This window comes from Shewanella sp. 10N.286.52.A9, from assembly GCF_041468985.1.
Classification (GTDB): domain Bacteria; phylum Pseudomonadota; class Gammaproteobacteria; order Enterobacterales; family Shewanellaceae; genus Shewanella; species Shewanella japonica.
Genome location: NZ_JBFRJQ010000005.1, coordinates 52,877 through 66,172 on the forward strand (window position 1 = coordinate 52,877; position 13,296 = coordinate 66,172).

Annotated in this window: 8 protein-coding genes; all 8 read left to right on the forward strand. The window is 41.5% G+C overall.

Annotated elements, in window-relative coordinates; all coding sequences use genetic code 11:
• Window positions 1–92 precede the first annotated feature (92 nt).
• The 8 genes from hrpB to AB4128_RS04380 all read left to right on the forward strand — a co-directional run bounded on the left by hrpB (window position 93) and on the right by AB4128_RS04380 (window position 13,249).
• Window positions 93–2,681 carry an ATP-dependent helicase HrpB gene (hrpB, locus tag AB4128_RS04345; RefSeq protein ID WP_372037014.1) on the forward strand — a complete coding sequence of 863 codons (2,589 nt, stop codon included), beginning with the start codon at window positions 93–95 and terminating at the stop codon, window positions 2,679–2,681.
• A gap of 31 nt (window positions 2,682–2,712) precedes the next feature.
• Entirely contained in the window at window positions 2,713–5,094 is a 2,382-nt protein-coding gene (gene mrcB / locus AB4128_RS04350; RefSeq protein WP_372037016.1) for a penicillin-binding protein 1B, read from the forward strand.
• Between the two features lie 307 nt (window positions 5,095–5,401).
• Window positions 5,402–7,153: a DUF4856 domain-containing protein gene (locus AB4128_RS04355; RefSeq protein WP_192021564.1), complete on the forward strand. Its 1,752-nt coding sequence runs from the start codon at window positions 5,402–5,404 to the stop codon at window positions 7,151–7,153.
• Between the two features lie 87 nt (window positions 7,154–7,240).
• Window positions 7,241–8,479, forward strand: coding sequence for an imelysin family protein (locus AB4128_RS04360; protein ID WP_372037018.1), 1,239 nt, complete (start codon window positions 7,241–7,243; stop codon window positions 8,477–8,479).
• Entirely contained in the window at window positions 8,479–10,704 is a 2,226-nt protein-coding gene (locus tag AB4128_RS04365) for a TonB-dependent receptor family protein (protein WP_372037020.1), read from the forward strand. The genes AB4128_RS04360 and AB4128_RS04365 overlap by 1 nt, the downstream gene beginning before the upstream one ends.
• Window positions 10,705–10,801: 97 nt before the next feature.
• Window positions 10,802–11,782 carry a sterol desaturase family protein gene (locus AB4128_RS04370; protein WP_080916756.1) on the forward strand — a complete coding sequence of 327 codons (981 nt, stop codon included), beginning with the start codon at window positions 10,802–10,804 and terminating at the stop codon, window positions 11,780–11,782.
• A 139-nt stretch (window positions 11,783–11,921) separates the two neighbouring features.
• Window positions 11,922–12,620 (forward strand): DUF3581 domain-containing protein, encoded by a 699-nt coding sequence (locus AB4128_RS04375; protein ID WP_055024916.1) that lies wholly within the window; start codon window positions 11,922–11,924, stop codon window positions 12,618–12,620.
• 242 nt (window positions 12,621–12,862) lie between these two features.
• Entirely contained in the window at window positions 12,863–13,249 is a 387-nt protein-coding gene (locus AB4128_RS04380; protein WP_055024915.1) for a glycine zipper family protein, read from the forward strand.
• The last annotated feature ends 47 nt before the right edge of the window (window positions 13,250–13,296 follow it).

The window sequence follows — 13,296 nt, forward strand, 5'->3', positions numbered from 1 at the left end:
TGGCGAAGACATAACACAATCCTTGTTGAGATAGCATCAACAAGCGATTGTGAGTAAACTGACTTCAGTATTTTCTTGTGTAAGTTATTTTTTTGAGCCAATTACCTATTCAAGCCTTGTTCGAGCCACTGCAACAAGCGCTATCAACACATCGTCAAATTATTCTTGAAGCCCCTACTGGAGCGGGTAAGTCAACGGCATTGCCATTGGCTATGCTCAGTTGGTCAAGTATTAACGGCAAAATATTGATGCTTGAACCAAGGCGAGTCGCCGCTCGGAGTGTGGCACATTTTATTGCTCAATCATTAGGCGAGAAAGTAGGTGATAGCGTTGGTTATCGTGTTCGAGGTGACACTAAGGTTAGTCGTCATACCCGCTTAGAAATAGTCACCGAAGGTATACTCACTCGTATGATCCAGCAAGATCCAGAGCTCAATGGAATTGATGTGATCATATTCGACGAAATTCACGAACGCCACTTACCTACCGACCTTGGTTTAGCACTTACCCTAGAAGTACAAGATTCCTTAAGGGATGACTTAACCCTTATCGCAATGTCGGCGACGTTAGCTGGCTTGCCGCTTCAGCAGCTTATGCCTGAGGCGACACTATTGGTCAGTGAAGGTCGTAGCTTTGATGTTGAACAGGTTTATCGACCTGTGACTCGGCAACAACCATGGCTAGAACACATGGCCAATGTGATTGCAGAATCTGTAAAAACCGACTCATCACATGTGCCGCAGCAATATCAAATGGGCTCTATCCTCGCCTTTTTACCCGGTAAGGGGGAGATCAATAAACTGCAGCGTTTATTAAGTCAAAAGGTTGATACACAGGTATTTCTTCTATGCCCTCTTTACGGTGACCTGACGCCAGCTGAGCAAGATAACGCAATTGCTGGTGCACCGAAGGGCAAACGTAAAATCGTGCTGGCAACCAACGTGGCCGAATCTAGTTTAACTATTGATGGAATAACCATTGTTGTCGATAGTGGCTATAAGCGAGAAGCAAGCTTTAATCCTCGTAGTGGTGTGAGCCGACTATCTCTTAAACGTATTAGCCAAGCTTCTGCTATCCAACGTGCAGGTCGTGCTGGACGACTTGCTCCAGGTTGTTGTGTGCGTTTATGGGCGCAAGAAGAACAAAGCCGTTTATCTAAAGCAGAAGCGCCTGAAATCAGTGTCAGTGAATTAACCACCATGGCATTAGAATGTGCTTATTGGGGGGAAAGCAATATTGAAAACTTACCACTGCTTACTACGCCGCCCGCAATTCATCAACAAACGGCGTGGCAGTTATTAACGCAACTTGAGCTTGTGGATGCTAATCATAAAATTTCGCCACATGGCAAAGCGGCTTATGAGTTAGGCTGCCATCCTCGGTTAGCACATATGCTATTGCAATCGACTGTATTGGCTAAGACGCAAAAGCAACCGGAGTTAGTGTCGCTGGCGTGTTTATTAGCTGCGGTGTTAGAAGCTCGTGGGCTACCGAAAAAAGGCGTCGATATTAGCCAGTATCTACCACTAGCTACGCAAGGTTTGATGGCGGCACAAGTTAACAAATGGCAAACGTCATTATCAGTTTCCTCAGACATTAAACAACTTGCTCGTGATGCTGCAAGTCGTGATATCAGCACATTACTCGCTTTGGCATATCCAGATAGAATTGCTCAAGCTCGTGGTAAGCAAGGATTTAGGCTTAGTAACGGTACTGGGGTAACGATTGATATTGAAGATAATATGTCGACCCATGAATGGCTTGTTGTGGCCGACTTTCAAGAATCTCAAGGGCGCAATGCTGGGCGGGTATATTTAGCTGCTGCGATAAACCCCGAGCACCTTAAACATGACTTAGGTTTGCTTATATCCGAACATAAAGTTTGTGAATGGGACGAAGCAAAAGGACGGTTTTTTGCTGAAAAGCAGCAGAAAATTGGTGAACTTATTGTGAGTCGCTCGCTTGAGTCTAACGTTGATTCAGATTTAATTGTCCAAGCGCTAATCAACCACATTCAATCTAAAGGGTTAAGTATTCTTAACCTTGATGAGAGGTTTTATCAGTTACAATGCCGAGTAAAACTTGCGCAGTTATATGCACCAGAGTATGACTGGCCATCGTTAGAAAGTGCTGATTTATTAGCGACATTATCTGAATGGTTAGCACCGTATTTAGTCGATGTTAATTCGATTGCTAAATTACAAAAACTGGATATATTGAGCCAAGTTAAAAACTTATTAACTTGGTCTCAGCAGCAAACCTTAAATGAATTACTGCCGACTCATTGGAAAATGGCGACTGGGACATCAGCGCCTATTCATTATCAAATTGACGAAGCGAGTGATAAAGGCTGCGAAGATATCGATCAAGCGTCAGATGAAGTATTAGCAAGTCATTCGGTTCGTGGCCGTGCTTTATTACGGGTAAGGTTGCAAGAGGCATTAGGTTTATCACAAAGTCCATTACTGCTTCATGGTAAGCTGGTGGTTACCATGGAGTTATTATCACCTGCGCAGCGTCCAATAGCGTTGACTGCAGATTTAGCCAGTTTTTGGCAAGGGCCTTATGTTGAAGTAAAGAAAGAAATGCGAGGCCGATACCCTCGTCATTTATGGCCAGATGACCCAGCCAACACGACAGCAACTAAATTTACTAAAAAGAAAACGCCAGGCTTAAAGTAATAGCCAAGGACGAAATAGAATTACGCAAATTATGACTGACAGAATAAAAAAGCCAACGGCAAGAAAAGACTCGTCTAAAAAGGCTCCAGCTAAAAAGGCACCTGCTAAAAAATCATCGCCCAAGAAACCTGGTGTAAAACGAGTTAATCCCAAAAAAAATAGCCGCTCGAAATGGAAAACGCTTTGGTCATTTACGTGGAAACTGGGTTTAATCGGTTTGGTTATCGTTAGCTCTTACGGTATTTATCTCGATCAAATCATTGCCCGAAAATTTGAAGGTCAGAAATGGCATTTACCAGCCCAAGTATTTAGCCGCTCAATGGCGATTTATCCAGGCGCTGCCATTAGCCATCCGCAATTATTGTCAGAGCTTAAATTACTGGGATATCGTAAAGTCGCTAACCCAAGGCAAGTCGGTGAATTTTCTGCATCAAGCAGCAAAATAGAATTATGGCGTCGACCGTTTTTACACCCCGAAGGCGATCAAGTTGCTCAGCGAGTGATGATTTCATTTGATAGCCAAGGTGTGTCATCGGTGCAGCGTATGTCAGACAAACGCCAAATGGCCGTATTTCATTTAGAGCCTGTATTGTTAGATAGAATTTTAGCTTCAGGTGGAGAAGATAGATTATTTGTGCCAACAGAAGAGATGCCGCAAGCCATTGTAGATGCACTGATCCTAGTAGAAGATCGCAGTTTTTATGAACATCATGGCGTTAACCCATTTGCCATAGCTCGTGCTGCTATCGTTAATATTACCGCGGGGCGCACCGTTCAAGGTGGCTCAACCCTAACCCAGCAATTGGCGAAAAACTTCTTCTTAACCAGTGAACGCTCGATTGTACGTAAGATCCGTGAAGCGTTAATGGCGATCATTATTGATTTTCGATACAGCAAAGATGAAATCCTCGAAGCTTATTTAAATGAAGTTTATATGGGGCAGGATAAATCTCGTGGCGTACATGGTATGGGATTAGCTTCGCAGTTTTATTTTGGTCGCCCGATTGCAGAGCTCACTGTTTCACAGCAAGCATTTTTGATCGCAGCAATTAAAGGGCCTTCATATTACAACCCATGGCGCTCACCAGAGCGTGCGCAAAATCGACGTGACTTGGTACTTCGTCTACTGATGGAAGACGACAAGTTAAATGTTGAACAATACAAAGCCGCAGTTGAATCACCTCTAGGCTTGCGTGACTTTAATAAATCGGTACATCAAAAGTTACCAGCCTTTTTTGCCGTGGTTAAAAATGAACTACGCAGTCGATATGGCGATAGTTTATTACAACAGTCAGGTGTGAAGGTCTACACCACGTTAGATCCTATGGCACAAGATGCAGCTGAAAAAGCCGTGGTTTCTACCATGAAAACGCTGGATGAAAGAGCGAAAAATGTGCAAGTGGGCATGGTCGTAACAGATAAGTACACGAATGGGATTGCCGCTATGGTAGGTGACAGAGTACCTAGCTTTGATGGCTTTAATCGTGCTGTTGAAATCCGCAGGCCCATTGGCTCGTTAGTTAAACCCTTTGTGTATGCCACAGCATTACAACAAGGTCACAAATATAACTTGGCATCTCCAGTGGCAGATAAACCGATTACCTTACAAAACGGTCAGGGTAAGACGTGGTCACCACAAAATGTCGACAAAGTGTTCAGAGACGAAGTGCCATTACTAACAGCCTTTAAAAACTCGATGAATGTCCCGACGGTGAACGTCGGGATTGAAATTGGCGTGGATAACGTAGCTAAAACCATGAGTAGTGCAGGCTGGAGTGAGACGATCCCTCGTTATCCTTCAATGCTACTAGGGGCTATTAATGGCTCTCCATATATGGTTGCCCAAGTTTATCAAACCATTGCCAATAACGGTCGTTATCGTCCATTAAGCTCGATTACTGCTGTGTTAGATACGAATAACCAGCCGTTAAAAGTGAGCCGTGAAAGCGCAACACAAGGACTAGAACCCGCGACTGACTTTTTAGTCCAATATGCGATGAATCAGGTGGTAAAAAATGGTACCGCAAAACGATTAGGCCAAGCGTTTCCTAATGTGGATTTAGCGGGCAAAACGGGTACCAGTAACGATAGTCGAGATTCTTGGTTTGCAGGCTTTGATGAACGAAATGTCGCTGCCATTTGGGTGGGGCAAGATGATAATTCAAAAACGGGTTTATATGGCTCAAGTGGTGCCATGGCCGTCTATCAAGCTTTCTTAAAGCAGCGCCCACCTTTAGGCTTACGTATGACGCCCGTTAATGGCGTTACTCAAGGTTACTTTGATAGAAGTACAGGTGTCGCTAAGCAAGCTGACTGCGATAATGTGGTAGCACTACCAGCGAGAGTTGATAGTTATAACCCAGTAGATAATTGCGGTGATGAACGTTCTTGGTGGCAAAAGATTATTAATTAATAACAATTTCAGTACATTAAATAGCCAATATAGATAGTGCTACATCGATTTAACAAAAAGGGCTACTCATTTTGAGTAGCCCTTTTTGTTTGGTTTTAATTTATAGGGTGGAGTTTATATAGTTTATTTTCAGAGGTTTAGTTTAATTTTTGGTGCGTGCGGATAAAGTTTAGCCAAGCGTAAATTAGCAATGATTAAAAAAATATTGCGAATAAGATGAATTATCATTTGCATTTATGTATCATTCAATTGATAAGTCATTAACATTTTGGTTTCACAATTACAGTTTTTGTATCAAGGGAAATTTATGCAACTTAATAAAACAGTATTAGCGACAACTATCGCACTTTCATTAGGCTTACTTACAGCTTGTGGTGGTTCAGATTCTTCTGATAGTCCAGCAACTACAGAACCCACTAATTCTGCACCAACTGATATCTCTCTTTCTGATTCAACTGTTGATGAAAACACTGCTGGCGCGACAGTAGGTACTTTGTCTGCAACTGATAGTGATGCTGGTGACTCTCATACTTTCTCATTGACCAGTGACCAGTTTGTTATTGATGGCACAACACTAAAATTAGCTGACGGTGTTGTTTTAGATGCCGATGCTGCAGAATCAACAGAATTTACTTTAGCCATCACTGCAACGGATGGCGATGGTGCAACGTTTACTAAAGACGTGACTGTAACGGTTAATGACATCATGGATCGCTACGTATTTGACAGTAAGTTAAATGATGGCGAGTCAAGTGTGACCTATACTGGCCAAAATGCTCGTCACATTTTAATTGCTGAATTAAATCAATACATCTCTTCGACATTAGAAGCTGAAATCGACAGCAACGAATTAACAACGAAAGACGAAGTACTGGCTAAGCTGAATTACTTCTACAACCCTGATGAAGATACTCAGTACCCTGATATTGCGATTACCTTTATTGATAACTCAAAAGATGGGCTTATCTCTGAGCTAACAGGATACAAAAACCTTACTGATAAAGTGGCTGGTAATGATGCTACTGGTCAACATGAAGACTGGAATAACGGTGCATTTGCAGGTTGGGGCGCGAAAGGTTCTACAACACCTTCAGCACTTATCGATATGTTATTTGATCGTTTAGCTGATAATGCTGTTGCTAAAATTAACGGTGAAGTACGTCAAGATGTTCGTGGTAATGACATCTCGAAAGTATATATTGATGAAAACGGTGTTGATTTAGCACAATTAATTCAAAAATTCTTATTAATGTCTATTACTTACTCTCAATCAGCAGATGATTACTTTGGTGTTGATACTGAAGGTAAGGGCTTAACGACTGACAACATTAACCCAGCTAAAGATGGTGCTGCTTACACTAACCTTGAGCATCAATTCGATGAAGGTTTTGGCTACTTTGGTGCAGCGCGTAACTACCTTGAATACAGCGATGTAGAAATTGCCGGTAGGGTAACAGAAGATGAAGGTCGTGCGGACTGGAATGGCTCACATGATACCGACGGTGACGGCAAAATTGATTTACGTTCAGAGTACAACTTTGGCCAATCTGTCAATGCAGCAAAGCGTGATTTAGGTACTGCTGATAATGCAATGCCAACGGATTACACCATGCAAGCAATGGAAGCATTTATTGCTGGTCGTAAAATCATCAATGATAACGTGGGCAGTGCTTTAACTGAGGCTCAAATGACTGAGCTTGAAACCTATGCAATGGCGGGTGTGAAAGCATGGGAAAATGCAATCGTTGCGACAGTTATTCATTACATCAATGATGTGTCTGCTGATTTGGCACCACTAGCAACTGGCGGTGACAGTGCTGATTTCAACTACGAAAACCTAGCGAAGCATTACTCAGAAATGAAAGGTTTTGCATTAGGTTTACAGTTCAGTGAATACGCTGTCATCAGTGATGAAGACTTCGAAACTGTTCATGAATTATTCGCAACACAGCCAGAATTAACGGGTGATGTTGATGGATATATCGAAGACTTAACCGAAGCGCGTGATATTTTACAAGCTAGCTATGAGCTTGATGCAGATAACGTTGCTAACTGGTAAATCCTATTGTGATATGACCTCACATTAGTAAAAAGCTTGGTGTTGAAAAACACCGAGCTTTTGTCGTTTTTAGAGTAAGGGAATTTTATGAAACAACCGCATTCATTATCCATGTTATTTCTCGCAATGAGTGCCACTTTTTTAGTGGGTTGTAACGAGAGTACCAGCAGTGAAGCTGGCGCTGATTACGGTAATAACGGAGATACCTCTTCAGATTTTGACCAAGCCGCATTAATTAGCAATATTGTCGATGGTGTTATTACGCCGACCTTCCAGCAGTTTGCAGCTAAAAGTTTAACTCAAGCCAATGATATCGCCGCATTATGTCAAGCAGAAGCTGATTTACAGCAAGGTAGCGTTGACAATGCTGCACTCACTTCAGCAACAGAAACAGCAGCACAAAGCTGGCGCACGACCATGAATCAATGGCAGCGTGTTGAAATGATGCAAATTGGCCCATTATTAAATGATGATGGCGCATTAAGAAACAAGATCTATTCTTGGCCTGTAATGAGTCGCTGTGGGGTTGATTTAGATGTTGTTTCGTTTGAGAACAACGATATCAACGGTACGCCATACGACATCACAACACGTACTCCAGCACGTAAAGGCATGGTGGCATTAGAGTATTTATTATTTAATCCAAGCCTTGAGCATAGCTGCACAGGTAGTGTGACTCCAGAAGGATGGGATAATCGTACCGATGAGTCACGTCGTCTTGCTCGTTGCGAGTTTGCCGCCGAAGTTGCAAAAGATATTAACAACAATGCCAATCAACTTGTTACCGAGTGGTCTGGTGAAAATGGTTATGCTGCAACATTAAAATCAGCGGGAGAGGCTGGAAGTAGTTTTGCTACCGTACATGAAGCGGTTAATAAACTCAGTGATGCATTGTTTTATATCGACAGTGTCACTAAAGATGGCAAGCTTGCTACTCCGCTAGGGTATTTTGCTAATACCTGTGGTACCAGTGTTTGTCCTGAAGATGTTGAATCTCCTCTAGCTGCTCACTCAATTGATAATATCGCCAGTAACTTAATTGCTTTAAAAGCCTTGTATGAAGGCGATCAAGGTATTGGCTTCGATGATTACCTCGTTGATGAAAATGATGCAGCAACAGCAGCATTGATTACCCAAAGTATTGATGCGGCCATTGCCAGTGCGCAAGCCTATGAGCAAAGCTTAGCGGCAACGCTAACGGATAATGAACAACAAGTCGTTGAAACTCACGCAGATGTCAAAGCAGTTACAGATACGTTGAAATCTGATTTTATTAACACCTTAGCTTTAGAATTACCGCAAACATCAGCAGGAGACAATGACTAATGAATCGTTTATTGATGACTAAAAAATTAGCGTTAGTGTTAGCCATTCAATCTTCTTTGCTAAGTTACAGTGCCATAGCTGCCGAAGATGATGAAACAGCAAAAAGCAATGATAGCTACATGGAGCAAATGCAAATCATCGGTCGTGATCAGAGTTTAAATAAAACGACGGGCTCTGCGACATTGATTGATGAGTTGGCACTTGAACAATTTAAATTTGATGATATTAACCGCGTGTTATACAGCGTACCCGGTGTGAATATTCGTGAAGAAGACGGTTATGGTTTACGACCAAACATCGGTTTTCGTGGTGCAACACCTGAACGTAGTAAAAAGATTAATATCATGGAAGATGGGGTACTTATTGGCCCAGCGCCGTATTCTGCTGCATCGGCATATTACTTCCCAATGACGTCTAAAATGACTTCTATTGAAGTGTTTAAAGGTCCCGCAGCCATTAAATATGGCCCTAACACCGTAGCGGGTTCGTTAAACATGGTAACCCGTGCTGTACCGCAAAGCTCTGAAGGCTTAGTTGATGTCTCTGTGGGGAGTGATGGTTTAGCAAAAGCTCATGCTTACTATGGTGACACCATTGATAATTTTGGTTTTTTAATTGAAGGCGTGCACTTGCAGGCTGATGGTTTTAAAGAGCTTGATGGTGGCGGCGATACCGGCTTTGAAAAAAATGACCTGATGGCAAAGCTGCGCTATGACCTTGATGGTGAAACAGTAAATCAAGTATTTGAATTAAAACTTGCCTATGCAAATGAAACCTCAGATGAAACCTACTTAGGCTTAAGTGATGACGATTTTGCGGCTAACCCTAATCGTCGTTATGTGGCTAGCCAACTCGATAATATGGACTGGACTCACACCCAATTTCAATTCAACCACTATGTCACGAATGATCACTTTGAATTAACCACTCGTGTGTATCGAAATGATTTTGAGCGTGCATGGTATAAGGTCAATGGATTTAAAGGCGGCCTAGTTAATCGAAGCTTGCAAGAGATCTTAGCCGACCCAGATAAAGATGAGACAAACCAACGCTTTTATCAAATATTAACAGGGCAACAAGACAGTGTCGCAGAGTATGAGAAAATGACCTTGGGTAACAATGATAGAACCTACTTTACCCAAGGTATCCAGTCTGATTTAAATTGGAATATGGATTTACTCGGTTATAACAATCATTTTGAAGTTGGTGCACGTTTCCATCAAGATCAAATTGAGCGCGATCACACCACTGATGATTATTTTATGCAAAATGCGCAGTTGGTTTCAGATGGTGTGGCGACTAAAGCGTCTACAACCGATCGCGAAAGCACAGATGCTATTTCGATATATCTACAAGACACCATCAGTATCAATGCACTCGATATTACTGCCGGTGTTCGTGGAGAGTTTATTGATGCTGAATATCAAAATCGTGCACCAGGTGCCGAGCAAGATTATTTGAAAAAAGAAACCAGCATCTGGCTGCCAAGTTTAAGTTTATTCTACGCTTTATCTGATGAAGCCGGTTTATTGTTTGGAGTGCATGAAGGTTTCTTACCAACAAGCCCTAAGCAAGACCCTTCTATTGAAACGGAAAGTAGCGTCAACTATGAGCTAGGTGGTCGCTATAATGATGGAAACTTTAACCTAGAGCTTATTGGCTTTTTCAACGACATTAGTAACCTTAAAGAAGGTTGTCAGTTCTCAAGCTGTGGCAGCGATGATGATACTGAGTTCAATGGTGGCGAAGTTGATGTGATTGGTCTTGAGCTAACCTCGGGTTATGACTTTACGTTAACTGATAACTTAGATTTTCCTGTATCAGTGTCATACACCTATACAGAGTCAGAGTTTAAAACGAGTTTTGAATCGGGTTTTGATATGTGGGGCGATATTGAAGCGGGTGATGAGCTTCCTTATTTACCTGAAAACCAAATATCAGTTAACTTAGGTTTAGTAAGTAACCAATGGGACGTAAATATGATAGTACGTTACATTGGTGAAATGCTTGAAGCATCGGGTGACGGTGTGGTGCTATCAGGCAGTAAAACGGAAGCATTAACTGTGGTAGATATGTCAGCGAGTTATAATTTTAATGAGTATGGCTTAGTCTACGTTAAAGCTGATAATGTTTTTGATACACAAGAAATTGTCAGTCGCAGACCTTATGGCGCAAGACCGAGCAAGCCACAACAATTTCAAATTGGTTACCAGTATCGTTTTTAATTAAGATGCGATAACGCATTGCTCACTGTGATGATGTGGATGAGGCTTTATAAGCTTCATTGCAGTGAGCAATAAAGGCTGGCAAATAGAGGTTAGCATGCCTGTAGTAGAGTTTTTTTCGAGTAATATTGGTGAATTGTTGTCATATCCTTTAGATGCAAATAAACGTATCTTTGGGCTTTATATAGTGGGAGCGATACTACTCGCGCTACCAGTATATTGGCGCTTGCATACTGATAAATCGTTAAAAAGCTTTGGCAAATTTTTACTACCCGCTGAAATTTACTTATCCCGCTCCGCAAAACATGACTACCTCTTGTTAGTATGCAACAAGCTGTTAAAAGCGGTGTTGTTTGCGCCATTGTTATTTACTATGGTGCCTGTAGCGCTTGGACTCAGTGATATCTTAGAGAAGCTATTTGGCTCAATCCAACCTCTTACCGAAAACCTCACCATCGTGATTGCAGTATTTACTGTATTGTTATTTATTCTTGATGATCTTACTCGGTTTATTTTGCATCTAGTGTTACATAAAGTACCGTTTTTATGGGAGTTTCATAAAGTTCATCACTCAGCATCTGTCATGACGCCATTCACTATTTATCGAAGTCACCCAGTGGAAAGCTACTTGTATGCTTGCCGTATGGCACTCACGCAAGGGATCGCGGTTGGGATCGGTTATTATCTGTTTGGTCCAAATTTGAAAATGTTTGATGTGTTAGGTGCTAATGTGTTTGTATTTTTATTCAATGTATTTGGCTCAAACCTTCGTCATAGCCATATTTGGCTATCATGGGGAGATAAGCTTGAGAATTGGTTTATCAGCCCTGCACAACATCAAGTGCATCACAGTATTGCCAAAGAGCATAGAGACACTAATTTAGGTTCAGCATTAGCAATATGGGATCGGGCTTATGGTAGTTTGATTAAGGCATCAAGCGTTAGTGAGCTAAAAATTGGCGTAACAGGAAATCCTGGGCACGACACGTTAATGGGAATATATCTGAACCCATTTAAGTATTCATTTCGACACTTTAGTAAGTATTTTTCCTTTAAAAACTCGCCCAAGTTAAAATAAATTAATTTTTTCAGCAGCTTATGCTTGTTATAGTCATCGGCTGAGTGTTTTGGTGTTTTTCTAGTACACTCTATGCCACAAAAAGCCCAACTCACCGAGAGAGGGATTTCTTTCACATAATAATAATGAATGGATGTATATGTTTTTGTCACCTTATTATGCCAAGCAAGACCAAAGTGTTTTTATTTCAGCGCAACAAGCCAGTGACTTCGCGAAGCTGGTAGCTGAAGATTTTAATCCTATCCACAACGTCGGCGCAAAACGCTTTTGTGTGCCAGGCGATTTGTTGTTTGCCTTGGTATTAACTGAATTTGGCTTAAGCCAAAATATGCAATTTAAATTTGCAGGTATGGTCGGTGATGGTGTTGAACTCACACTAGATAAGCAAGCTGGGGAGCAATTTAGTATTTGCGATACTAAAGGTAAAGAATACCTTCACATTGAACGTCAGGGTGACGTTTGTCAGTGTGATACGCAAACTGCTGCGTTTATTAAAAGCTATGTGGCTTTTTCTGGTCTCAACTTCATCCATGTATTAGTGCCTATGATGAAAGAATACGGCATGATGATTAATCCAAATAGACCATTAGTGATTTATGAAAGCATGTCTTTTCAATTAGACACCTTTGAATTTAGTGAAATGAGCTTAGAGCTGGTAGAGCAGCATATGGAAATCACCGGCAAACGTGGAGATGTGACGTTGCAGTTTGCACTAAAGAGCGAAGGCAAGGTTATTGGTTCGGGTATTAAAACCCTTGTTTTGAGCGGCCTGCGCGAATATGACGAAGAGCAAGCTAAACAAATGTGCCATACCTATGAAAGCAGTAAACTGAATTAAGTCAGCATGATGCAGAAAATAAAAAGCAGCGATCATCGCTGCTTTTTTTGTGTGAGATCCATAATAATTAACGCCAATATCAATAAAACCAATAAGTCGATTAAACAGTATTATTCCATTCGTGAAACACGATATTCCGTTTTTACACTAATATTTAGCTAGGATAGTTATTATTACTTGTATTGCGCAGCCTTGTTGTTATTGCAATGCAGATTGACCCTTTCAATTTTTGAGGCATCCCAATGAGAAAACTATTATTACTTTCACTCAGTTTTTTTGCTTTTTCAGCAAGTGCAAACATTATCTATGATAAAACTGGCGTAGATGATAAAGATTTTATTTATGACGAACATCAATGCATTGAAATGTCTCAGCAAGTACAGAAAAATGATAGCTCAAGAGGCGTAATAAGTAGTGCTGCTAAAGGTGCTGCTGTGGGCGCTGCAGGTACTGCTATCGCTGGTGGTAGTGGTTCTGACGGCGCTAAAATTGGTGCAGGTATCGGTGTCGCATCAGGTTTACTCGGCGGCTCACGTGATAGACGTGCAAACGAAGCAAACTACGAAGCTGAAAAAGAAACAGTCGTTCGTAACTGTATGGCTAATCGTGGATATACAATACTGAACTAATACAGGTTTAATAGCGCTCAGTTAATTTGAATTGAAACCATGTCTAA

Coding starts and splice junctions, on each gene's coding strand:
- AB4128_RS04355 (WP_192021564.1), top strand. CDS start 5,402: ATGCAACTTAATAAAACAGTATTAGCGACAACTATCGCACTTTCATTA.
- AB4128_RS04375 (WP_055024916.1), top strand. CDS start 11,922: ATGTTTTTGTCACCTTATTATGCCAAGCAAGACCAAAGTGTTTTTATT.
- AB4128_RS04370 (WP_080916756.1), top strand. CDS start 10,802: ATGCCTGTAGTAGAGTTTTTTTCGAGTAATATTGGTGAATTGTTGTCA.
- AB4128_RS04365 (WP_372037020.1), top strand. CDS start 8,479: ATGAATCGTTTATTGATGACTAAAAAATTAGCGTTAGTGTTAGCCATT.
- mrcB (WP_372037016.1), top strand. CDS start 2,713: ATGACTGACAGAATAAAAAAGCCAACGGCAAGAAAAGACTCGTCTAAA.
- AB4128_RS04360 (WP_372037018.1), top strand. CDS start 7,241: ATGAAACAACCGCATTCATTATCCATGTTATTTCTCGCAATGAGTGCC.
- AB4128_RS04380 (WP_055024915.1), top strand. CDS start 12,863: ATGAGAAAACTATTATTACTTTCACTCAGTTTTTTTGCTTTTTCAGCA.